Origin of the sequence: Faecalibacterium butyricigenerans (assembly GCF_020687345.1) — a bacterium.
GTDB lineage: Bacteria > Bacillota > Clostridia > Oscillospirales > Ruminococcaceae > Faecalibacterium > Faecalibacterium butyricigenerans.
The window spans coordinates 43582-66044 of record NZ_JAJEQL010000001.1 but is presented as its reverse complement, the minus strand read 5'-3'; the positions used below and the strand labels follow the sequence as shown (position 1 = coordinate 66044).

24 protein-coding genes are annotated in these 22463 nt (G+C 66.2%); 23 read left to right on the top strand and 1 reads right to left on the bottom strand.

Going from position 1 to position 22463, the window contains the following annotated elements; all coding sequences use genetic code 11:
• Positions 1-23 precede the first annotated feature (23 nt).
• The 23 genes from LKD23_RS00325 (at position 24) to LKD23_RS00215 (ending at position 21520) form a co-directional block, all read left to right on the top strand.
• Positions 24-1268 (top strand): sirohydrochlorin cobaltochelatase, encoded by a 1245-nt coding sequence (locus tag LKD23_RS00325; protein WP_227619820.1) that lies wholly within the window; start codon positions 24-26, stop codon positions 1266-1268.
• Between the two features lie 123 nt (positions 1269-1391).
• A complete protein-coding gene (locus LKD23_RS00320; protein WP_227619819.1) occupies positions 1392-2237 on the top strand; it encodes an iron transporter in 846 nt (281 codons plus the stop codon).
• 30 nt (positions 2238-2267) lie between these two features.
• On the top strand, positions 2268-3401 hold the full coding sequence (locus tag LKD23_RS00315; RefSeq protein WP_227619818.1) for an ABC transporter substrate-binding protein: 1134 nt from the start codon (positions 2268-2270) through the stop codon (positions 3399-3401).
• A 13-nt stretch (positions 3402-3414) separates the two neighbouring features.
• The gene (locus LKD23_RS00310; protein WP_227619817.1) at positions 3415-4434 is read left to right on the top strand and encodes a FecCD family ABC transporter permease; all 1020 of its coding nucleotides are present in this window, start codon (positions 3415-3417) and stop codon (positions 4432-4434) included.
• A complete protein-coding gene (gene cbiD, locus LKD23_RS00305) occupies positions 4431-6395 on the top strand; it encodes a cobalt-precorrin-5B (C(1))-methyltransferase CbiD (RefSeq protein WP_227619816.1) in 1965 nt (654 codons plus the stop codon). The genes LKD23_RS00310 and cbiD overlap by 4 nt, the downstream gene beginning before the upstream one ends.
• Positions 6356-7057: a precorrin-2 C(20)-methyltransferase gene (gene cobI, locus LKD23_RS00300; protein WP_227619815.1), complete on the top strand. Its 702-nt coding sequence runs from the start codon at positions 6356-6358 to the stop codon at positions 7055-7057. Before cbiD ends, cobI begins: the two co-directional genes overlap by 40 nt.
• A gap of 5 nt (positions 7058-7062) precedes the next feature.
• Positions 7063-7830, top strand: a complete 768-nt coding sequence (cobM, locus tag LKD23_RS00295; RefSeq protein WP_227619814.1) for a precorrin-4 C(11)-methyltransferase — start codon at positions 7063-7065, stop codon at positions 7828-7830.
• The gene (locus LKD23_RS00290; protein WP_227619813.1) at positions 7827-8819 is read left to right on the top strand and encodes a cobalt-precorrin 5A hydrolase; all 993 of its coding nucleotides are present in this window, start codon (positions 7827-7829) and stop codon (positions 8817-8819) included. Before cobM ends, LKD23_RS00290 begins: the two co-directional genes overlap by 4 nt.
• Positions 8816-9559, top strand: a complete 744-nt coding sequence (gene cobJ / locus LKD23_RS00285) for a precorrin-3B C(17)-methyltransferase (RefSeq protein WP_227619812.1) — start codon at positions 8816-8818, stop codon at positions 9557-9559. The genes LKD23_RS00290 and cobJ overlap by 4 nt, the downstream gene beginning before the upstream one ends.
• Positions 9556-10293 carry a precorrin-6A reductase gene (cobK, locus tag LKD23_RS00280; protein ID WP_227619811.1) on the top strand — a complete coding sequence of 246 codons (738 nt, stop codon included), beginning with the start codon at positions 9556-9558 and terminating at the stop codon, positions 10291-10293. Before cobJ ends, cobK begins: the two co-directional genes overlap by 4 nt.
• Positions 10290-11483, top strand: coding sequence for a precorrin-6y C5,15-methyltransferase (decarboxylating) subunit CbiE (cbiE, locus tag LKD23_RS00275; protein WP_227619810.1), 1194 nt, complete (start codon positions 10290-10292; stop codon positions 11481-11483). Before cobK ends, cbiE begins: the two co-directional genes overlap by 4 nt.
• A 2-nt stretch (positions 11484-11485) precedes the next feature.
• Positions 11486-12838, top strand: a complete 1353-nt coding sequence (locus tag LKD23_RS00270; RefSeq protein ID WP_227619809.1) for a cobyrinic acid a,c-diamide synthase CobB — start codon at positions 11486-11488, stop codon at positions 12836-12838.
• Complete coding sequence (gene cobT / locus LKD23_RS00265) at positions 12831-13907, top strand: nicotinate-nucleotide--dimethylbenzimidazole phosphoribosyltransferase (RefSeq protein ID WP_227619808.1); 1077 nt, start codon at positions 12831-12833, stop codon at positions 13905-13907. The genes LKD23_RS00270 and cobT overlap by 8 nt, the downstream gene beginning before the upstream one ends.
• Positions 13901-14425, top strand: a complete 525-nt coding sequence (locus LKD23_RS00260) for a bifunctional adenosylcobinamide kinase/adenosylcobinamide-phosphate guanylyltransferase (RefSeq protein ID WP_227619807.1) — start codon at positions 13901-13903, stop codon at positions 14423-14425. Before cobT ends, LKD23_RS00260 begins: the two co-directional genes overlap by 7 nt.
• On the top strand, positions 14422-15174 hold the full coding sequence (locus LKD23_RS00255; protein ID WP_227619806.1) for an adenosylcobinamide-GDP ribazoletransferase: 753 nt from the start codon (positions 14422-14424) through the stop codon (positions 15172-15174). The genes LKD23_RS00260 and LKD23_RS00255 overlap by 4 nt, the downstream gene beginning before the upstream one ends.
• Positions 15175-15501 carry a bifunctional adenosylcobinamide kinase/adenosylcobinamide-phosphate guanylyltransferase gene (locus LKD23_RS00250; protein WP_227619805.1) on the top strand — a complete coding sequence of 109 codons (327 nt, stop codon included), beginning with the start codon at positions 15175-15177 and terminating at the stop codon, positions 15499-15501.
• The gene (locus tag LKD23_RS00245) at positions 15495-16100 is read left to right on the top strand and encodes a histidine phosphatase family protein (protein ID WP_227619804.1); all 606 of its coding nucleotides are present in this window, start codon (positions 15495-15497) and stop codon (positions 16098-16100) included. The genes LKD23_RS00250 and LKD23_RS00245 overlap by 7 nt, the downstream gene beginning before the upstream one ends.
• Positions 16100-17053 carry an adenosylcobinamide-phosphate synthase CbiB gene (cbiB, locus tag LKD23_RS00240; RefSeq protein WP_227619953.1) on the top strand — a complete coding sequence of 318 codons (954 nt, stop codon included), beginning with the start codon at positions 16100-16102 and terminating at the stop codon, positions 17051-17053. Before LKD23_RS00245 ends, cbiB begins: the two co-directional genes overlap by 1 nt.
• The gene (locus LKD23_RS00235; protein WP_227619803.1) at positions 17050-18102 is read left to right on the top strand and encodes a pyridoxal phosphate-dependent aminotransferase; all 1053 of its coding nucleotides are present in this window, start codon (positions 17050-17052) and stop codon (positions 18100-18102) included. Before cbiB ends, LKD23_RS00235 begins: the two co-directional genes overlap by 4 nt.
• The gene (locus LKD23_RS00230; RefSeq protein WP_227619802.1) at positions 18099-19586 is read left to right on the top strand and encodes a cobyric acid synthase; all 1488 of its coding nucleotides are present in this window, start codon (positions 18099-18101) and stop codon (positions 19584-19586) included. The genes LKD23_RS00235 and LKD23_RS00230 overlap by 4 nt, the downstream gene beginning before the upstream one ends.
• 1 nt (position 19587) lies before the next feature.
• Complete coding sequence (locus LKD23_RS00225) at positions 19588-20100, top strand: cob(I)yrinic acid a,c-diamide adenosyltransferase (RefSeq protein WP_227619801.1); 513 nt, start codon at positions 19588-19590, stop codon at positions 20098-20100.
• Positions 20097-20768: a precorrin-8X methylmutase gene (locus LKD23_RS00220; RefSeq protein ID WP_227619800.1), complete on the top strand. Its 672-nt coding sequence runs from the start codon at positions 20097-20099 to the stop codon at positions 20766-20768. Before LKD23_RS00225 ends, LKD23_RS00220 begins: the two co-directional genes overlap by 4 nt.
• A gap of 23 nt (positions 20769-20791) precedes the next feature.
• Positions 20792-21520 (top strand): GNAT family N-acetyltransferase, encoded by a 729-nt coding sequence (locus LKD23_RS00215; protein ID WP_227619799.1) that lies wholly within the window; start codon positions 20792-20794, stop codon positions 21518-21520.
• Between the two features lie 53 nt (positions 21521-21573).
• On the opposite strand, the gene LKD23_RS00210 is transcribed toward LKD23_RS00215, so the two are convergent.
• Positions 21574-22302: a hypothetical protein gene (locus LKD23_RS00210; RefSeq protein ID WP_227619798.1), complete on the bottom strand. Its 729-nt coding sequence runs from the start codon at positions 22300-22302 to the stop codon at positions 21574-21576.
• Positions 22303-22463: the final 161 nt, after the last annotated feature.

Here is a 22463-nt window from a genome sequence, read left to right as displayed (position 1 = left end):
CCAAACAGAAAGGACTCAAAACAATGCGTAAAGCAACCAACAAGAACTGGCAGCGCGTCACCGCCGCTGCCGCCGCACTGGCCCTGTGTGCCGGTGTGCTCACCGGCTGCGGTGCATCTTCTTCTACTGCTGCCAGCAGCGCCGCAGCAAGCTCTGCTGCCGCCAGCGAGGTGAGCAGCGAGGAGGCCGATGAAATGGCAGCAAAGAACGTGGCAGATCTCATCGACGCCATCTATGTGCAGGAGCGCAACGAGAACACCGACGCCCAGTGCGAGGCCGCCAAGGCCGCATGGGACGCCCTGACCGACGCCCAGAAGGAGCTGGTCGAGGGTGAAGAGGCTGACCCCGATTACTTTGGCCGCGACACCGGCGATGCCTCCAAGGACGACCCCCGCAATGAGGACAACATCGGCGACAACGAGATCCTCGTCGTCAGCTTCGGCACCTCCTTCAACGACAGCCGCGCAGCGGACATCAAGGGCATCGAGGATGCCATTCAGGCCGCTTACCCCGACTGGTCTGTCCGCCGTGCCTTCACTGCACAGATCATCATCAACCATGTGCAGGCCCGTGACGGCGAGAAGATCGACAACATGGAGCAGGCTATGGAGCGCGCTGTCGCCAACGGCGTGAAGAATCTGGTCGTCCAGCCCACCCACCTGATGCACGGCGCGGAGTACGACGAGATGATGGAGCTGGTGGACAGCTACCGCGACAAGTTCGAGTCTGTCGCTGTCGCCGAGCCTCTGCTGGGCGAGGTGGGCAGCGATGCCACCGTCATCAACGCCGACAAGGAGGCTGTCGCCAAGGCAATCACCGCTGAGGCCGTCAAGACCGCTGGCTTCGACAGCGTGGACGCCGCTGCTGCGGATGGCACCGCCTTCGTTTTCATGGGCCACGGCACCTCTCACACCGCAAAGGTGAGCTACAGCCAGATGCAGGCTCAGATGAACGCTCTGGGCTACAAGAACGTCTTCATCGGCACCGTTGAGGGTGAGCCGGAGGAGACTGCCTGCGAGAACGTCATTGAGGCCGTCAAGGCCGCCGGCTACACCAAGGTCGTCCTGCGTCCCCTGATGGTCGTTGCAGGCGACCATGCCAACAACGATATGGCGGGCGATGACGATGATTCCTGGAAGAGCCAGTTCGAGGCCTCCGGTGCATTCGACTCCGTCGAGTGCCAGATCGCAGGTCTGGGCGAGATCGCTGACATCCAGCAGCTCTACATCGCACACACCAAGGCCGCTGTCGATTCCCTGAACGGCTGATTCTGACCCTATGATTGCCCGGAAAGGAGTGCCTTTTCGGGCAATTTCTTTTTCGGCCTGCTTTGAAATCAGGCCATTGCGTGTTATAATCTTTTTGGTACGATATAAGTCGAGGTAACTGCTATGAAACTGAAAAATAAATGCTCTCTTCTGCTGGCCGGTGTGATGCTGGCCGGTGCACTCGTCGGCTGCGGCGCATCCAGCGCCCCGGCCAGCTCTGCCGCTTCCTCCGAGGCGGCGGCCTCCTCTGCCGTGAGCGAGGCTGCTTCTGCCTCCGCTGAGGCGGCGCTGCCCGACGGCACCTACACCGCTGATTTTGACACCGACAGCTCCATGTTCCACGCCAATGAGGCATTCGACGGAAAAGGCACGCTGACCGTGAAGGACGGTCAGATGACGCTCCACGTCAGTCTCGCCTCCAAGAACATCGTCAACCTCTACGTCGGCACGGCAGAGGACGCGGCCTCCCACGAGGCCGACTGGCTCCAGCCCACCACCGATGTGGTGAACTACAGCGACGGAACCTCGGATGAGGTGTACGGCTTCGACATCCCGGTGGAGGCACTGGACACGGACTTCTCCGTTGCCATCCTCGGCAAGAAGGGCAAGTGGTACGACCACACCGTCAGCGTCCGCAATGCACAGCCCACGATGGAGGAGGCCCTTGCCGACGGCGCCTACACCTGCGACGTGACCCTTGAGGGCGGCTCCGGCCGCGCCACCGTGGAAAGCCCTGCGGCCCTGACCGTGGCCGACGGCAGGATGACCGCCACCATCGTCTGGTCCAGCCCCAACTACGACTATATGCTGGTGGACGGCGAAAAGTATCTGCCCACCAACACCGAGGGCAACTCCACCTTCGAGATCCCCGTCGCCGCCCTCGACACCCCGCTGGATGTGGTGGGTGATACCGTCGCCATGAGCACCCCGCACGAGATCGAGTATACGCTGACCTTTACGCTGAAGTAAACCGCTTCGCAGACTGAGAGGTTAAAGCCTATGAAGCGCCGCAATTTTCTGAAAGCCCTGCCCGCCGCCGCACTTGCCCTCGCTGGCTGCGGGCAGGCAGAGACCGCCCCGGCCAATACGGCCTCTCTCGTGTTCGACCACAGCTATCCGCTGGACTATGCGGCTCAGTTCTCCGCCGACTGCTATGAGGGGGGATATGTGCTGGTGAACATCCCGGACAGCGGCAGATTCCTCATGATCCCCGAGGACGCGGCAGAGGTGGATGACCTGCCCGCCGATGTTGTCCCGCTCCGCCAGCCGCTGGACAACATCTACCTCGTCTCCACCTCGGTGATGGATCTCTTCGTCCATCTGGATGCGCTGGACTGCATCGCCCTCTCTGGCACCAAGGCCGAGGGCTGGTATGTGGAGGAGGCCAAGCAGGCCATGCAGGAGGGCCGCATCGCCTACGCCGGCAAGTACAGCGCCCCGGACTATGAGCGGATCCTTGCTTCCGGGTGCAGCCTCGCCATCGAGAACACCATGATCCTCCATGACCCTGCGGTCAAGGAACAGCTGGAAAAGTTCGGCGTGCCGGTGCTCATCGAGCGCTCGAGCTATGAGAGCGGCCCGCTGGCCCGGATGGAGTGGCTCAAGCTCTACGGCATCCTGCTGGGCAGGACCGAGCAGGCGGAGGAAATTTTCCGCCAGAAGGTGGAGCAGGTGGCCCCCATCCTCGGGCAGGAGAGCACCGGAAAAACGGTGGCTTTCTTCTCCATCACGTCGAACAACCTCATCACCGTCCGCCGCACCAGCGACTATGTGGCCCAGATGGTGGGGATGGCGGGCGGCGTCTACATTTTTGACGACCTCGAGGGGGACAGCCCGGGCCAGTCCACCATCAAGCTGCCCCTCGAGACCTTCTACGCCCGGGCCAAAGACGTCGATGTCCTCATCTACAACAGCACCATCGAGGGCGTCGTGGAGACCCGTGACCAGCTCATCGAAAAGTGCCCCATGCTGGAGGAGTTCAAGGCTGTCCAGTCCGGCGACTGCTGGTGTACGGCCCAGAGCCTGTTCCAGCAGAGCATGGAGCTGGCCGACCTCATCTCCGATATGAACCTCGTTTTTACCGAGGGCAGGCCCGACCCGGCCTCCCTCCGCTTTTTGCAGCAGATCGTATAAAAGGAGCATTGCCATGACCACCACACGCCGCCTCAGCCTCGCCTACCTCGCCCTCACGGCGGGGCTTGCGGTGCTGTTCGCGCTCAACCTGTTCTGGGGCAGCGTGGAGCTGACGCCCGGGGCAGTGGCTGCAGCCCTGCTGGGCCGGGGTGGGGATGCGCTGGCTGTGGGCATCGTGCTGCAGCTGCGCCTGCCCCGGGCCGTCATGGTGGTGCTGCTGGGCGCGGCCCTCTCCGCAGCGGGTTACCTTTTGCAGACCTTCTTTGCCAACCCCATCGCAGGCCCCTTCGTCATGGGCGTGTCCAGCGGCGCGAAGCTGGCCGTGGCCCTCACGATGGTAGTCTTCCTGCAAAGGGGGCTGCTTACCGGTTCGGCCACCCTCATCATCGCGGCCTTTGCGGGCGCGATGGCGGCGATGGCCTTCGTGCTGGTGGTGGCCCGGCGGGTGCCCCGGATGAGCATCCTTGTCATCTGCGGCATCATGATCGGCTACATCTGCTCGGCCATCACCGACATCGTCGTGACCTTCGCGCAGGACTCCAACATCGTCAACCTCCACAACTGGTCGATGGGCAGCTTTTCCGGCATGACGTGGGCCAACGTGGGCGCTGCGGCCTGCGTGGTGCTGCCCGCACTGGCAGCGGCATTCCTCCTCTCCAAGCCCATGGCAGCCTACCAGATGGGGGAAAGCTATGCCCGAAGCGTCGGCGTGCCGGTGCGGGCCTTCTCGACGGCCCTCGTGCTCCTTTCCAGCCTCCTCTCCGCCTGCGTGACGGCCTTTGCCGGGCCGATCTCCTTCGTGGGCATCGCGGTGCCTCATCTGGTCAAGAGCCTGCTGGGCAGCGCCAAACCCCTCTATGTCCTGCCGGGCTGCTGCCTTGGCGGGGCGGCGTTCTGCCTGCTCTGCGACCTTATCGCCCGCAGCCTGTTCGCGCCCACCGAGCTGTCCATCAGCTCGGTGACAGCAGTTTTTGGTGCACCGGTGGTCATCTGGCTGCTGGTGCGCCGCCAGACAGAGGGAGGCCGGGAATGAGCGCAGAAAAAGCCTTCTGCCGCACCGATGACCTTGCCATCGGCTACGGCAAAACGCCCCTGATGGAGCACATCCGCCTCGGAGCCGAAAAGGGGAGCATCCTCACCCTCATCGGACCCAACGGTGCGGGCAAATCTACCCTCCTCAAGACGCTGGCGGCCCAGCTGGCCCCGCAGGGGGGCGCTGTCCTGCTGGACGGAAAGAGCCTTGCGGACTACTCCGGCCCTGAGCGCGCCCGGAAGATGGCCCTGATGGTGCCCCACACCCGCCGCACTGAGTTGACCACCTGTTTCGAGATGGCCTCCGCCGGGCGCTACCCCTACACGGGGCGGCTGGGCGTCCTCTCGGCGGAGGACAGGCGGCAGGTCCACGCCGCGCTGGCTCTCGTGGGGGCCGAAGCGCTGGCGGGACGGGACTTCAACTGCATCAGTGACGGCCAGCGCCAGCGCGTGCTGCTGGCCCGGGCCATCTGCCAGCAGCCGGAGCTGATCCTGCTGGACGAGCCGACGTCCTTCCTTGACATCAAGGGCAAGGCCGAGCTTCTGGCCATCCTGAAGAGCCTCGCCCGGGACAAGAAGATGGCCGTCATCCTCAGCCTCCACGAATTAGAGCTGGCCCAGAAGATCTCGGATAAGGTCGTCTGCGTCTCGGCGGCGGGCGTCTCGGACGTTATGACGCCCGGACAGGCGTTTGCCCGGGAAAACATCTGTAAAATTTATGATTTGAGCGACGAGCAGTACGCTTTTCTGTACGGTGAAGCGAAAAAGCCCGCCGAGACGGGGCAGTCCCGCTTTGAGCACTATGTCCGCAGCGGTCAGAAGCTCCTGCGCTGCGGCTACACCACCGGCACCTGCGCAGCGCTGGGAGCGGCGGGCGCAGCCCGTCTCCTCCTCACTGGCCGCGCCCCGGAGACGGTGGCCCTCCGCACCCCGAAGGGCATCGTGGTGGAGGTAGAGCCGATCTTCTGCCGCCGGTCGGGCGAGGGGGCAGAGTGCGCCATCCGCAAAGACGGCGGCGACGATGTGGACGTGACCACCGGCCTGCCGGTCATTGCCGGTGTGACCCTCCGGCCGGAGCTGGCCGGAGAGGTGCGCATCCACGGCGGCGAGGGGGTGGGCCGGGTGACGAAGCCCGGCCTCGACCAGCCGGTGGGCGAAGCCGCCATCAACCACGTCCCCCGGGCCATGATAAAGGAGGCGCTGGAAAAGGAGGCGGAGTCTGCCGGATATGCGGGCGGCTTCGATGTCACCATCTCCATCGAGGGCGGGGCCGAGACAGCCAAGCGCACCTTCAACCCCCACATGGGCGTGGAAGGCGGCCTCAGCGTCCTCGGCACCAGCGGCATCGTCGAGCCGATGAGCCAGCAGGCCATCCTCGACACCATCCAGCTGGAGATGGGGCAGGCCGCGCTTCGGGCAGGGACGCCCCGGCGGCTCATCCTCGCCCCGGGCAACTACGGGCTGGACTATCTCCACGAGAATCTGCCGGCCCTGAAGTGCATCCCGGTGGTCAAGACCTCGAACTTCATCGGCGATGCGCTGGATATGGCGGCGGCGTCAAAATTCGAGCAGGTGGTGCTGGTGGGCCACATCGGCAAGCTGGTCAAGCTGGCGGGGGGCGTCATGAACACCCATTCCCGCACGGCGGACTGCCGCACCGAGCTGCTCTGCGCCCACGCCGCTCTCTGCGGCGCGTCCCGGGACGTCTGCGCGGCCCTGATGAGCGCTGCCACCACCGACGCCTGCATGGAGATCCTAGACAAGGCGGGGATGAGAGAGCCGGTCCTGTCGAGCCTGCTGGACGCCATCCAGCTCCACCTCGACCGCCGCGCCGCCGGGGCGTTCCGGGTGGGCGCGGTGCTCTTCTCCAACCAATACGGCCCGCTGGGCCAGACCAAGACTGCAAAGGAGCTGCTGGACGAATGGAAAAACGGAACGGCGTCTTGTACGGCGTCAGTGTAGGCCCGGGCGACCCGGAGCTGATGACCCTGAAGGCGGTCCGCTGCCTCGAAAAATGCCCGGTCATCGCCGCACCCCAGACCGCCGGAGGCCGGATGCTGGCGCTGGACATCGCCCGGGGCGCGGTCGGGCTGGACGGCAAGACCATCCTGCCCCTGCGCTTTGCCATGAGCCGCGACCCGGAGGTGCTGCGCGCCTCCCATGAGGAGGCTGCCCGGGCGGTGAAAGAGTATCTGGATGCCGGGCAGGACGTCGCCATGCTCAACCTCGGCGATGTCTCGGTCTATGCCACCTTCGGCTATTTGCAGGAGATCTTAGAGGCGGAGGGCTATAAGACCGTGAGGATCCCCGGGGTGCCAAGCTTCTGCGCCGCCGCGGCCCGGCTGGGCCAGCCCCTGACGGGCGGGATGGAAGCGCCTCTGACCATCGCCCCGGGACGACACGCGGCCGAGGTACTGGCCGCACCGGGGACGAAGGTGCTGATGAAATCGGGCTGTCAGCTGCCGGAGACGCTGGCCGCACTGGCCGAAGCCGGGCTTCTGGGCTGCAGTGCGATGGTCTGCAACTGCGGCCTGCCGGACGAGGAGGTCTGGCCCGACCTGTCTGCCTGTGATGCCAGCCGTCCGGCGGGCTATTTTGCAACGATCTTAGTAAAGGAAGGGTAACAGATATGGTTCATTTTGTGGGAGCGGGGCCGGGTGCCCCCGACCTCATCACCCGTCGGGGCGCGGCCCTGCTGGCCGATGCCGACTGCATCATCTATGCGGGCAGCCTCGTCAACCCGGCCCTGCTGGGTCTGGCAAAGCCCGGCTGCGCCATCTACAACAGCGCCGAGATGACGCTGGAACAGGTGCTGGACACCATCCGCGCTACAGAGCAGGCGGGTGGCACCACCGTCCGCCTCCACACCGGCGACCCCTGCCTTTATGGGGCCATCCGGGAGCAGATGGATGCGCTGGACGCCGACGGCATCCCCTACGATGACACCCCGGGCGTGTCCAGCTTCTGCGGCGCAGCGGCGGCGCTCTGTGCCGAGTACACTCTGCCCAATGTGAGCCAGACCGTCATCATCACCCGGATGGAGGGCCGCACCCCCGTCCCCGAGGCCGAGCAGCTGGCAAAGCTGGCCGCGCATGGGGCCACCATGGTCATCTTCCTCTCCATCGGGCTGGTGGACAAGGTCCAGCAGGCCCTCCTTTCCAGCGGCGGCTACCGCTCCGACACCCCCGCCGCAGTGGTGTATAAGGCCACATGGCCGGAGCAGAAGGTGGTGCGGTGCACCGTCTCCACGCTGGCCGAGGAGACCCGCAAAAACGGCATCACCAAGACGGCCCTCATCGTCGTGGGCGATTTTCTGGGGCGGGATTACGACCGCAGCAAGCTCTACGACCCTGCCTTTACCACCGAGTTCCGGCAGGGGACGGAGGCCGGAAAATGAGCTGTGCGTATCTGGCCTTTACGGCAAGGGGCGAGGCACTGGCCCGTCGGCTGGCGGAGGCCCTGCCCGGCAGCGTGAGCCGCTGCGGCGGGGAAGTGACTCTGAAGGGCTGGACGGCGGAGCACTTTGCACAGAACGAGGCGCTTATTTTTGTAGGAGCTGTGGGCATCGCCGTCCGGGCCGTCGCGCCTTATTGCAAAAGCAAGGCCAGCGACCCGGCGGTGGTGGCTGTGGACGAGGGCGGGCAGTTCGCCGTGCCCCTGTTGTCGGGCCATCTGGGGGGCGCGAATGCGCTGGCCCGGGCGCTGGCGGAGGTCTGCGGCGCGGTGCCGGTCATCACGACGGCCACCGATGTCAACGGCCTTTTTGCCGTGGACCTCTGGGCCAAGGCGCAGGGCTGCGCCCTCCTTGAGCCGGAGCGCATCAAGCGCGTCAGCGGCGCTCTGCTGGCCGGACAGACCGTCCGGTACTGGTCGGCGTGGCCGGTGGCGGGGGAGGCCCCCGCCGGGGTGGAGCGGGCCGGGACGCCCGAGGCCGCCGATTTCGCCCTCACCCTCACGCCGGAGGGCGGGGCGCTCCACCTCGTGCCCCCCATCGGGGTGCTGGGCGTGGGGTGCCGCCGGGGCACGACGGCAGAGCGGCTGGAAGAGGCGTTCTCGGCCTTCTGTGCCTCGTCGGGCCTCAGCCCGGCGGCAGTCTCGGCGGCTGCCAGCATCGACCTGAAAAAAGAGGAGCCGGGGCTTGCACAGTTCTGCGAAGCCCACGGCTGGCCCATCACATTCTATTCGGCAGACCAGCTGCGGGCCGTGCCGGGGCAGTTCACCCCCTCGGCCTTCGTGGCCGGTGTCACCGGCGTGGACAACGTCTGCGAGCGGGCAGCGGCAAAAGCCTCGGGCGGGGCGCTCCTGCTGCCCAAGACAGCGGGCGGCGGCGTGACGCTGGCGCTGGCCGTCCGCCCCTTTGCACCCGATTGGAGGACAGAGCAATGAGTGAGAACCGAAAGACCGTGTTCGTCGTGGGGCTTGGCCCCGGCGGCGGACAGTTTCTGACCGTGCAGGCGCAGAGCGCCTTGCAGCAGGCCGAGGTGTTGTGCGGCTATACGGTCTACATCGACCTTGTGCGCCCCCTCTACCCGGAAAAGGAGTGCTACGCCACCGGCATGACCCGGGAGCTTGACCGCTGCCGCTGGGCGCTGGATACCGCCCGGGCAGGCCGGGACGTGGCGCTGGTCTGCTCCGGCGACGCCGGGGTCTACGGCATGGCAAGCCCTCTTCTGGAGCTGGCCGAGGCGTATCCGGATGTTGATGTGGAGGTCGTGCCCGGCCTGACCGCCGCCCTCAGCGGCGGGGCGGTGCTGGGGGCACCGCTGGCCCACGATTTCTGCGTCCTCTCTCTGTCCGACCGCCTCACGCCATGGGAGGTCATCGAAAAGCGTCTGGCCTGCGCGGCGCAGGGCGATTTCGCGCTGGCGCTGTACAATCCCTCCTCCAAGGGCCGCCCCGACTACCTGCGCCGGGCCGTGGACATCCTGCTGGCCCACGGCAAGGCCCCTGACACCCTCTGCGGCTGGGTGCGGAACATCGGCCGGGAGGGACAGGAAAAGCAGCTCCTGCCCCTCAGCCAGCTCCGGGACACCGAGGTGGATATGTTCACCACCGTCTTTGTGGGCAACGCGGCCACCCGTGCGCTGAACGGGCGGATGGTCACACCGCGGGGGTATCGCCGATGAGAGTGGTCCTGTTCAGCGGCACCACCGAGGGGCGGGAGCTTTCCCGTCGGCTGGCAGAGCTTGGCCTTGAAGTCACCGTCAGCGTGGCCACCCCGCTGGGGCAGGAAGAGCAGGGGAGCGCCCCCGGCGTCACCGTCCGGTGCGGACGGCTCCTGCCCGATGAGATGGCCGCTCTCCTGAAGGGCGCTGCCCTCTGCATCGACGCCACCCACCCCTACGCAGTGGAGGCGACGAAGAACATCCGGGCGGCGGCAGAGTCGGCGGGGGTCGGGTATCTCCGCCTCCTCCGCCCGGCCAGCCCCCTGCCGGAGGGCTGTCTTGTCTTCGGGAGCGCCGGGCAGGCGGCGAAGGCGCTGGCGCAAAAGGAAGGAAACCTTCTGCTGGCCACCGGGGCCAAAGAGCTGACTCAGTTTGCGGCCATCCCGCCCCAGCGGCTCTATCCCCGCGTCCTGCCCACGCTGGAAAGCATCGCAGCCTGTGAGGCGGCGGGCATCCCTCACCGCAACATCATCGCCATGCAGGGGCCGTTCAGCTTCGCGCTCAATCAGGCGATGATGGAGCAGTTCCATATCCGCTGGCTGGTCACGAAAGACGGCGGCGCAGCGGGCGGATTCGACGAAAAAGCCGCTGCCGCTGCCGCCGCAGGGGCGCAGCTGGTGGTCATCCGCCGCCCGCCCGAGCAGGGCGAGACGGCAGAAGAGGTGCTGAAACGCTGCAAGGAGATGATAAGATGAACGTGACACTCATCGGCATGGGTTCCGGCCAGCCCGAGAGCCTGACCCTCCAGAGTCTGGCCGCGCTGCGGCAGGCCGACCTCATCCTTGGTGCGCGGCGTCTGCTGGCGGCTCTGCCCGCCGGCTGCACCGCCAACCGCGCCGCTGCCTACCGCGCCGACGAGGTGGCGGAGCTTCTGCACACCTCCGGCGCAGAGAACGCCGTGCTGGTCTACAGCGGCGATACCGGCTTTTACTCCGGCGCAGCCGCGCTGCTGGATAAGCTTTCGGCTCTCGGCATCCGCGCCCGGGTGCTGCCGGGACTTTCCAGCGTCCAGCTCCTTGCGGCGGCGCTGGGCCGCCCGTGGCAGGACTGGAACCTCGTCTCGGCCCATGGCCGCGCCTGCGACCCGGTGGCCGAGTGTATGCAGGGCAGGCCCGCCTTTTTCCTCACCGGCGGCAGTGAAGACCCTGCCACCCTCTGCGCCCAGCTGGCGGCGGAGGGCTTCGGCGAGGTGGAGGCCGTCGTGGGCCAGTGCCTCGGCACACCGGAAGAGAAGCTCTTCCGGGGCAGGGTGCAGGAGCTGGCGGCGGGCCGCTTCGACAGCCTGAGCGTCCTCCTCGTGGAGGCCGCAGAGGTGCAGCCCCGCCGTACGCCGGGCCTGCCGGATGAAGCGTTCGAGCGGGGCAGTGTCCCCATGACCAAGCAGGAGGTGCGGGCTGCTGTGCTGGCAAAGCTGGCCGTCCACCCGGAGGACATCCTGTGGGACGTGGGGGCCGGGACGGGCAGTGTCAGCGTGGAGCTGGCGCTGGCTGCGCCTCGGGGCAGGGTCTACGCGGTGGAGTGCGACCCGGAGGGCTGCGCCCTCATCCGGGCCAACCGCCAGAGATTCCTCGCCCGCAACCTGACCCTCGTGGAGGGGCTTGCCCCCGCCGCGCTGGCCGACCTGCCCGCGCCGGACGCCGTTTTTATCGGCGGCAGCAAGGGCAGCCTCGCCGCCATCGTGGACGCTGCGCTGGAAAAGAACCCCGCCGCCCGCATCTGCGCGTCGGCCATTGCCCTCGAGACCCTCTCGGCGGCGGTGGCTGCGCTGACGGCCCGGGGCCGGACGGTGCAGGTGAGCCAGATCGCCGTCAGCCGGGCCAGAGCCGTGGGCGGGCTGCACCTCATGATGGCCCAAAACCCCATCTACCTTATCACGGGAGAATGACCATGATCCAATTTCTGCTGGCGGCACCCCGCTCGGGCAGCGGCAAGACCACCATGACCTGCGCCCTCCTGATGGCGCTCAAGCGGCGGGGCTACACGCCCTGCGCCTTCAAGAGCGGGCCGGACTACATCGACCCCATGTTCCACCGGGCGGTGCTAGGGGTGGAGAGCCACAACCTCGACCTCTTTTTCTCCCCGCCCGAAACGGTGCGCGCCCTCTACGCGAAGGGAGCCTCCGGCCACGGCGCGGCGGTCTGTGAGGGGGCGATGGGCTTCTACGATGGCCTCGGCGGTGTGAGCGACAAGGCCAGCGCGTGGCATCTGGCCGACACGCTGGGCCTGCCGGTGCTGCTGGTGGTGGAGCCGAAGGGCCAGAGCCTGACGCTGGCCGCAGAGCTGCGGGGCCTCGACGGCTTCCGCACCCCCAGCCATCTTGCGGGCATCCTGCTCAACAACTGCACGGCCCGGATGCACGCCCTGCTGGCCCCCATGCTGGAAGCGGAAACGGGCCTGCCGGTGCTGGGCTTCCTGCCCAAGCTCCCGGAGGCCGTCATCGGGAGCCGCCATCTCGGCCTCTATACGGCGGCAGAGGTGGAGGACCTGCAAAAAAAGCTGGCCGCACTGGCCGCAGCGGCGGAGGAGCAGATCGACTGGCCCCGCCTGCTGGCCCTCTGCGAAAAAGAGCCGCCCGCCCTGTCCGGGCAGGCGGAGACACCCCCGGCCCGCGTCCGCATCGCTGTGGCGCAGGACGAAGCCTTCTGCTTCACCTACGCCGAGACGCTGGAAGCGCTCCGGGACGCCGGGGCAGAGCCGGTCTTTTTTAGCCCTCTCCGGGACGCAAGCCTGCCGGAGAAGGTCGGCGGGCTGTATCTGCCCGGCGGCTACCCGGAGCTTCACGCCAGAGCACTGAGCGAAAATACCGCGCTTCTGCGCGAGATAAAAAAGAGGGTCGAAGCCGGTCTGCCCACAGTGGCCGAGTGCGGCGGCTTCCTCTATCTGGGGCAGCGACTCACCGACACCGCCGGGCAGAGCTGGCCGATGGCCGGGGTCCTGCCGGGGACGGCGCAGGACGCCGGGCGGCTCATCCGGTTCGGCTATGCCGAGCTGAGGGCCGAAGAGGACAGTATGCTCTTCCGGGCCGGAGAGCATTTTCCCATCCATGAGTTCCATCACTGGGACTCCACCGCCAACGGCACGGCCCTCACGGCCCGCAAGCCGGTGGGGGGCACGGAATGGCGGTGCGGATTTGCAAACGAGCATTTCTATGCGGGTTTCCCGCATTTATACTGGGCGGGCACGCCCCTGCCGCAGCGTTTTGCCGCTGCGGCGGAAGCATATAGGAGAGACCATGACTGAGACAGAACTTGCCGCCCTCTGCGCGGCCATCACGCCGCCGGACGAAGCCGCCCGGGCGGCGGCACACGCCCACTGGGCCAGCCTCGCAAAACCGCTGGGCGGGCTGGGGGCACTGGAAACTGTGCTCGAAGACGCTGCGGCCCTTACCGGCAGCGCGAAGCTGGAGTTTTCCCACCGCGCGGTGCTGGTGCTCTGCGCCGACAACGGCGTGGTGGCGCAGGGCGTCAGCCAGACCGACAGCAGCGTGACCCGCGCCGTGGCCGAGAACCTCGCCGCCCGCCGCACCAGCGTCTGCCGGATGGCCCAGACAGCCCGGTGCGAGGTGGTGCCGGTGGATATGGGCATCGCGGGCGAGCCTGTGGCAGGCGTCCTCGACTGCCGCATCGCCCCGGGCACGGCGGACTTTACCCTCGGCCCGGCCATGAGCCGGGCGCAGGCTGTGGAAGCGGTCGGACGGGGCATCCGGCTGGTGCAGGAGCAGAAGAAAGCGGGCGTCGGCCTGCTGGCCACCGGGGAGATGGGCATTGGCAACACGACAACGTCCAGCGCCGTGGCCGCTGTCCTGCTGGGGCAGCCGGTGGAGCGGATGACGGGACGGGGGGCAGGCCTCTCGGATGCAGGCCTTACCCGGAAGGTCGATGCCATCCATCGCGGCATCGTCCGGAATCAGCCCGACCCCGCCGACCCGCTGGACGTGATGGCGAAGCTGGGCGGCTTTGACATCGCGGGGCTTTGCGGCATCTTTCTCGGCGGGGCCTTGGAAAGGGTCCCTGTGCTGGCCGACGGCTTCATCAGCGGAGTGGCGGCGCTCTGCGCCGTCCGGCTCTGCCCGGCGGCGGAAAAGGCGGTCTTTGCCAGCCATTGCTCTACCGAGCCGGCCGCGAAGCTGGTGCTGGATGCACTGAACAAAAAAGCCCTCATCACGGCAGGCCTCCATCTGGGCGAGGGCACCGGGGCGGTGGCCGCCATCCCGCTGTGGGACATGGCGCTGGCCGTCTACGATGACTGCTATTCCTTCGCAGAGGGCGGCATCGATGCCTACACGCCGCAGGGAGGCGCGGGATGCTGACGCTGGTCATCGGCGGCGCAGCCAGCGGAAAGAGCGCCTACGCCGAGAGCCTTGTCTTAAAGACCGGCCTGCCCCGGTACTACCTCGCCACCATGCAGGTCTGGGACGCCGAGTGCGCCGCCCGGGTGGAAAAGCACCGGAAGATGCGGGCCGAAAAGCAGTTCGAGACGCTGGAGTGCCCGCTCCACCTCGACCATCTGGCTCTGCCCGGCCGGGGGACCGTCCTCTTGGAAGACCTCGGCAACCTTGTGGCCAATGAGCTTTACGACCCCGGCGGGGCGGGAGAGCACACCGCAAAGGCCGTCCTGACCGGGCTGGAGCGCCTCGCCGCCGGGTGCAGCGACCTCATCGTCGTGTCGAACGAGGTGTTCAGCGGCGGGGCCGACTATGTAGGCGATACCGCGCAGTATCTGCGGGCGCTGGCGCAGGTAAACAACGCCTTCGCCGCCCGGGCGGACAACGTCTGCCGGGTGGTCTGCGGCCTGCCGGTGTATTACAAGGGGGGAGAGAAGCTGTGACCATTTTGCAGACCATCGCGGTAGCCTTTGCGATGTTTTCGGCCCTGCCGGTGCCGCAGTTTGGGTGGAACGAGAAGAATATGCGGTACGCCATGTGTGCCTTCCCCCTCATCGGGCTGGTGTGCGGCGGGCTGTGGTGCCTCTGCGGCGTCCTGCCCCTGCCGGATATGGCCCGGGCGGCGGCGTTCTGCCTCGTGCCGGTGGCTGTCACCGGCGGCATCCATCTGGACGGCTATGCCGACACCTCAGATGCCCTCTCGAGCTACGGCGACCGCGAAAAAAAGCTCGAGATCCTGAAGGATTCTCACTGCGGTGCCTTTGCCGTCATCCGGCTGTGCAGTTATTTTGTCGCCTACTTTGGCCTCTGCGGCAGTGTGCGGTTCACCCCTCGTGTGGGGCTGTGCTGGACGCTGGCGCTGGTGCTGGAACGGGCGCTGTCCGGCTTTGCCGTGGCGGCGTTCCCGCTGGCGAAGGATACCGGCCTTGCCCACACCTTCGCCACGGCGGCGGACAGGCAGACCGTCCGCCGTTTCCTCTGCGGGGCGTCGGCCCTGCTGGTGCTGGCGCTGACGGTGCTGGGGGGTGGTGCTCTGGCGGCAGCGGCGCTTCTGGCGATGAGCCGCTATTATTTTGTGGCGAAAAAGCAGTTTGGCGGCATCACCGGCGATCTGGCCGGGTGGTTTTTGCAGCGGGCCGAGCTGTGGATGCTGGCGGCGTTGGCTGTCAGCCAGTGGGGAGGAGTGCTGTAAATGATGTTCATTACAGGGCCGCTCTACAGCGGCAAGCGCACCTTTGCGCGGAAGTTCCGGGGCAGCGTCATCGCCGATGTGCAGGACGCCGCTGCGGAAATCCAGACCCCGGAGCAGCTCGAAGCGCTGGCCCGGGAGCTGGCGGAATACGATATTGTCATCGCCACCGAGGTCGGCGGCGGTGTTGTCCCGATGGATGCCGGAGCGCGTGCCGGGCGGGAGGCCGCCGGGCGGCTGGCCTGCCTGCTGGCCGCCCGCGCCGACTGCGTGGTGCAGATGTTCTGCGGCATCCCGACGGTATTGAAAGGAGAATTGCCCTCATGTTGATCTATTTACTGCGTCATGGCCTGACCGAATACAACGCCCAGAAGCGCTATCAGGGCCAGCGCGACATCCCGCTCTCGGCGGAGGGCCTGCGCCAGCTGCGCCGGGCCGACATCGACCCGAAGGTGGTCTATATCACCCCGCTGCAGCGGACGGCCCAGACGGCCCGGGTGCTCTTCCCGGACGCAAAACTCGTGGTCGTCAAAGACCTGCAGGAGATGTGCTTTGGCAGCTTCGAGGGGAAGAACTACGTCGAGATGGAGCACGACGCCGACTATCAGGCGTGGGTGAAGGCCAACTGCGAGAGCAAGTGCCCCGACGGCGAGCGGAAGGACGATTTCTCCGCCCGCATTTGCAATGCATTCTCCGGTTTGGTGGACAAGGCACTGGCCGACGGCGAGGAGCTGCTGGTCATCCTCGCCCACGGCGGCACCCAGATGGCGGCGATGGAGCGGTATGTCCTGCCCCGGCGCGGCTATTATGAGTGGTGCGGCCCCAACGCGGGCGGCTATGTGTTGGACGCCGCCGACTGGGCGGAAAAGCGCCAGCTCCGCCTTGTCAGGACCGTGCAGTACACGAAGGACGCGGAGGCGGACGCATGATGACCGTCTGGGCTGTGCTGGGGGGCTTCGTGCTGGACGCCATCTTCGGCGACCCGGCGTGGCTGCCCCACCCGGTGGTGTACATGGGCAAGGCCATCTCCCGGCTGGAAAAATTTCTCCGCGCCCGTCTGCCGAAGACGCCGCAGGGCGAGCTGCTGGGCGGTGCGGTGCTGGCGTTCTGCCTGCCGGTGGGGACGCTGCTGCTCACGGGCCTTGTCTGCTGGGGTGCGGCACGGCTCCACCCTCTGCTGGGGCTTGCCGTGCAGATGTTCTGGTGCGGGCAGGCGCTGGCCGCAAAGGGACTGGTGCAGGAGAGCACGAATGTCTATGCCGAGCTGAAAAAAGGCAGCCTGCCCGCCGCCCGGAAGGCCGTGAGCCGCATCGTGGGCCGTGACACGGAAGCGCTGACCGCCGAGGGTGTGACCCGAGCGGCGGTGGAGACCGTGGCCGAAAACGCCAGCGACGGCGTCATCGCGCCGCTGCTCTATATGCTGCTGGGCGGTGCGCCGCTGGCCCTGACCTACAAGGCCATCAACACGATGGACAGCATGGTGGGCTACAAGAACGAGAAATATCTCTATTTTGGCCGTGCGGCGGCAAAGCTGGACGATGTGGCGAACTATATCCCGAGCCGTCTGGCGGCGCTGCTCTGGATCATGGCGGCGGCGTTCACCCGCAATGACGCCAAGGGCGCGTGGCGTATCTGGCGGCGGGACCGCCGCAATCACGCCAGCCCCAACAGCGCCCAGACTGAGAGCGCCTGCGCCGGTGCGCTGGGCGTCCAGCTGGCCGGGCCGGCCTATTATTTCGGGGAATATTATCCGAAGCCCACCATCGGCGACCCGCTGCGGCCCATCGAGCCGGAGGATATTCTGCGGGCAGATCAGATGATGTATGCAGCCAGCGGGCTTGCGCTGGCGTTTGGATCTGCGATACGGGGGTTCTTGGGATGAAACAACTGGTCCACGGCGGTGACTGGATGGGCTACCGCGAACGCTTTGGCCGCGATGCGCTGGATTTTTCAGCGAACGTCAGCCCCCTCGGCCTGCCCGAGGGGGTGGCGCAGGCCATCCGGGAGGCTCTGGCAGAGGCCGACCGCTATCCCGACCCCCTCTGCCGCACCCTGCGCGCGGCGCTGAGCCGGGCCGAGGGCGTGCCGCCGGAGCAGATCCTCTGCGGCAACGGCGCGGCGGACCTCATCTTCCGGCTGGTCTGGGCCGCAAAGCCCCGCCGTGCGCTCGTGACGGCCCCTACCTTTGCCGAGTATGCCGCCGCGCTGGATACGGCGGGCTGTGAGGTAAAACGCTTTTTCCTCGGGGAAGCAGAGGACTTCGCGGTGACGGACGCCCTTGTGGACGCCGTGGACGAGAGCACCGACATGGTGTTCCTCTGCCAGCCCAACAACCCCACCGGACAGCTTGCTTCGCCCGGGCTGGTCGAAAAGCTGCTGCGTCGGTGCGAGGCGTGTGGCGCGATCCTTGCGGTGGACGAATGCTTCCTCGATTTCCTGCCCGACGCCGACCGGTGGACGGCGAAGCCTCTGCTGGAAAGCGGCAGCCTCGTCATCTTCAAGGCCTTTACCAAGCTCTACGGCATGGCAGGCGTCCGGCTGGGCTACTGCCTCTGCGGCGACGAGGCGCTTTTGGAGAAGATGCAGGCAGCGGGTCAGCCGTGGGCCGTGTCGAGTCTGGCGCAGGCAGCGGGCATCGCGGCTTTGAAGGAGACGGCCTATGTGGATGAGGTGCGGGCGCTGATCGCGCAGCAGCGTCCGGCCATGACGGCGGGGCTGCGGGCGCTGGGCCTGCGGGTCATCGACGGAAAAGCCAACTATCTGCTCTTCCGCGCCCCTGCCGACCTGAACGAACGACTCCGCCCGCTGGGTACACAGGTGCGCAGCTGCGCGAATTATCCGGGCCTCGGGCCGGAGTGGTACCGCACAGCGGTGCGCACGGCTCCCGAGAACGCCCGGCTGCTGGAGATCATGAGGGAGGTGCTGGAATGAGCAGAGCAAAATGCATCATGGTGCAGGGCACGATGAGCGGCGCGGGCAAAAGCCTGCTCTGCGCGGCGCTCTGCCGCATCTTTGCGCAGGACGGCCTGCGCGCCGTGCCCTTCAAGAGCCAGAACATGGCCCTGAACAGCTTCGTCACCAAGGACGGCCTTGAGATGGGCCGGGCGCAGGTGGTGCAGGCACAGGCGGCCGGCGTTGAGCCGGACGTGCGGATGAACCCGATCCTCCTGAAGCCCAGCAGCGACGTGGGCAGTCAGGTCATCGTCAACGGCGAAGTGCGGGGCCAGATGGCGGCGGCGGAGTATTTCCGCATGAAAAAAAAGCTGGTGCCGGACATCATGGCCGCATATGATAGTCTGGCTGAGGAGGCTGACGTCATCGTCATCGAGGGCGCAGGCAGCCCGGCGGAGATAAACCTGAAAAGCGAGGACATCGTGAACATGGGCCTCGCCGAGATGGTGGATGCGCCGGTGCTTCTGGTGGGCGACATCGACCGGGGCGGCGTGTTCGCCCAGCTTTACGGCACGGTGGAGCTGCTGGAAGAAAAGGAGCGGGCGCGCATCAAGGGGCTTGTCATCAACAAATTCCGGGGCGATGTGGAGATCCTCCGCCCCGGCCTTGCGATGCTGGAAGAGAAGACTCATCTGCCGGTGGTGGGGGTCGTGCCGTATCTGAAGGTGGACATCGAGGACGAGGACTCCCTGAGCCAGCGCCTCGAGAGCCGGGGCGGAAAAAAGCCGCTGGATGCAGCCATCCTCCGTCTGCCGCACCTGTCCAATTTTACGGACTTTATGCCGCTGGAGCAGCACCCGCTGCTGGGAGTGCGCTATGTGGCGAACGCCCACGAGCTGGGCACGCCCGACCTCATCCTGCTGCCGGGCACCAAGAACACGGTGGACGACCTGCTCTGGCTGCGGCAGTGCGGGCTGGAGGCAGCCCTGCTCAGACTGGCTGGAAAAGGTACGCCGGTGCTGGGGGTCTGCGGCGGCTACCAGATGCTGGGCCAGACCCTCGACGACTCCGAGGGGAGCGAGAGCGGCCGTCCGCAGACGCTGCGGGGGCTGGGCCTGCTGCCCACCCGGACGGTGTTCAGCCAGCACAAGCGCCGCGCACAGGTCCGGGCCGTCGTCACTGCTGCCCCCTTTGCAGGCGCGGAGCTGGAAGCCTACGAGATCCACACCGGCGTCACCGAGGCCGGGGGCGAGCCGTTCGCCCGCTACCCGGACGGCGGGCGGGAGGGCTGCGTGCAGGGCAATGTGTTCGGCACCTATCTCCACGGCCTGTTTGACACTGGCGCCCTCACCGAGGCGCTGGCGGGCTGGCTTTGCCGCCGCAGGGGCATCGACCCCTCCGACGCGGCCCTCATCCCGATGGAGGAGTACCGCCGCCAGCAGTTCGACAAGCTGGCCGACGGCGTCCGGGCGGCGCTGGACATGGACGCGGTGTATGCCGCGATGGGAATGGAGAAGCACTGAAATGGAGCAGGGACTTTTGCACCTCTACTGGGGCGATGGAAAGGGAAAGACCACCGCCGCCATGGGCCTTGCACTCCGTGCGCTGGGAGCCGGAAAGCGGGTGGTCATCGTCCAGTTCCTGAAAGGCGGGAACAGCGGGGAGATCCCGCTTCTGGCCCGGCTGGGGGCGGAGGTCTACCGGGGCAAGGCCGGGCAGAAATTCGTGTTCCAGATGACGCCGGAGGAAAAGGCCGCGACCCGTGAACTGCAAGATCAGAACCTTGCCGCTGCAATGGCCCGCCCTGCCGACCTGCTGGTGCTGGACGAGGCCGGAAGCGCCGAGGAACTGGAGATGGTGGACGTCGGCCAATTAAAAAAGGCCGTCTTGGAACGGCCTGCCGGATGTGAATGCGTCCTGACGGCCCACACGCCGCCCCAGTGGATGCTGGATGCCGCCGATTACTCCACCGAGATGAAATGCCACCGCCACCCCTACCAGAAGGGGATAAAAGCACGAAAGGGGATAGAATATTGACGCCGCAGCATCATCTTCCCGCCGACATCGAGCGGACGAGCATCCGCATCATCACCGAAGAGCTGGACATGATGGGCCTGACCCCGCCGCCCGAGCACGAAGCCGTGGTCAAGCGGGTCATCCACACCACCGCCGACTTCGACTATGCGCGGAATCTCCGCTTTACCCCCCACGCCGTGGAGCAGGCCGTCAAGGCCCTCCACGCCGGAGCGGTCATCGTGACCGATACGAACATGGCGCTGGCCGGCATCACAAAGCCCGGGCTGGCAAAGCTGGGCGGCATGGCCTGCTGCTACATGGCCGACCCGGAGGTGGCCGCTGCCGCCAAGGAGGCGGGCACCACCCGGGCCGTTGCGGCCATGAAAAAGGCGGCACAGGAGCACCCCGGGGCGATCCTGACCGTCGGCAACGCGCCCACAGCCCTGCTGACCATCGCAGAGCAGATCGAAAACGGCCTGCGGCCTGCGCTGGTCATCGGCGTCCCGGTGGGCTTCGTGAATGTGGTGGAGAGCAAAGAGCGGCTTTTTGCCGTCTGCGAAAAGCACGGCGTGCCCGCCATCGCGGCGATGGGCCGCAAGGGCGGCAGCAATGTAGCTGCAGCCATCTGCAACGCTCTCATCTACTCCGCCGCCGAGATGCTCGACCCCTCGGCCCGGGGCTGGAAGTGAGCGATAAGGTTTGGAGGAGCGCAATGAACCCTACAAGAAAGACCGATGAAAGCTTTTACCGGCTGTTTTCCGCATCTCACACCGTTTCAGAGCATCTGACCAAGCGGGAGGACAGCGAGCTGCGCGATAAATACGACCACAACGCGTTCTGCTATTACAGCCAGCCCTCGGCAGATGAAGTCCGGGCCGCGCTGGCCTACCAGAAAGAGCGGGGAGACACCTTCCTCAAGCTGGAAGGGTACGAGCCGCTGGCCGATGCATTCGGTATGGAGTGCGAAGAGACCCTGACGATGGTTCTGCCCCCGGAAACAGACATCCGCAGCTGGAAAACGAACCCGGACGTCTCGATCAAGGCCCCGGACGCAGACCAGCTGGAACAGCACGAACTGAAATACTACGGCCCGTTGTACGGGGATGATTACACGGTGCGGAGTAACCGGCGTCTTCGGGAAAAGCTGACCTATCTCGGGGCCTATCTGGGCGGGAAACTGGTGGGTGATTGCTATATTTTCGCATCCGATGGGTATGTCTGCATGGACGGCCTGCTGGTGGACGAGGATTTCCGGCACCAGTACATCGCCATGACCCTGATGAAGCATATTGCCGAAAAGGCGCAGGAGCGCGGAGAGATCCTGTATCTTCACGCTGACTCCGAGGATACACCGAAGGAACTGTATGCGAAGATGGGATTTCAGGCCGTTGACAAGCTGTACGAATATCTCTGCACCGATTTCTCGAAACTGAAAATATGAACGAATGCGCGCCGGATATGGCGATGGGCCTCCCAATACGGGAGGCCTTTCTGTTACACCGTCGCCAGCACGGCGAGGATGCTCTGCCAGCGCGGGTTCTCGACGGCAGGCGCACGGCGGATGGGCCGGGGCGTCTGCGCAGGCTGAGGACGCTGGGCCGACTGGGGCAGGGGAGAGAGGAAGGCGGCCTGCCACGCGGCAGCAAGCTGCATGGCCTCGGGGCAGCTCTGGAGGGTGCGGCGCTCGGCCCCGGCAAGATAGTCGCCCAGCCAGCAGAGGATGGCCGCGATGTTGAGCTGCTCTGCGGCGCGGGCGCTCCAATAGCTCCAGTGGGCGGGACGGCCTGCGAACCGCTCCACCGTGATGAGCGCCCCTTCCCGGACAGAGGAGGGAGCGGCTGTCCCACAACCACCGGCAGTATGGGCCAGCACATAAAGGATGTGCTCCATCCGGCGGCTGTCGAGGGCGTCGTCCCGGATGAAGGCAGAGAAATCCGTCTGGGCCAGCAGACCCTCGGCGGTGGCAGGGAAGCGCCCCGTCAGCTCGCCGGAAGCGTTGTGGCAGCTCTGCCACCCCTTTCGGATGAGCTGAAAGTTCAACTTCTGGCGTCCCATCGTGGAATAGAAGACCCGGGCCTTGCTGCTGACCGGCTCCTGCCGCAGCTCGAGATAGGCGTCCGCACCGCCGAGGTCTTGTACCTTGACACTGAGCACAAGGCGGTACTCGGGCTTCTGGCTGGACATGGCAAGATGCATCTCTTCAAAATAACGTGCGGCATCCATAGTGGTTCTCCTTCCTGTGGGCAGCGTGGGTGTTGTCGGAGGGGTACGGCCCTTTGTTGGTTGTAGTATATCATAAATCACGACAAAATACAACTATAAGTTTGCCGAAAAACCAGAAAACTTTCTATCTTTCCCACGAAACAAAACAAGATGGTTGTATG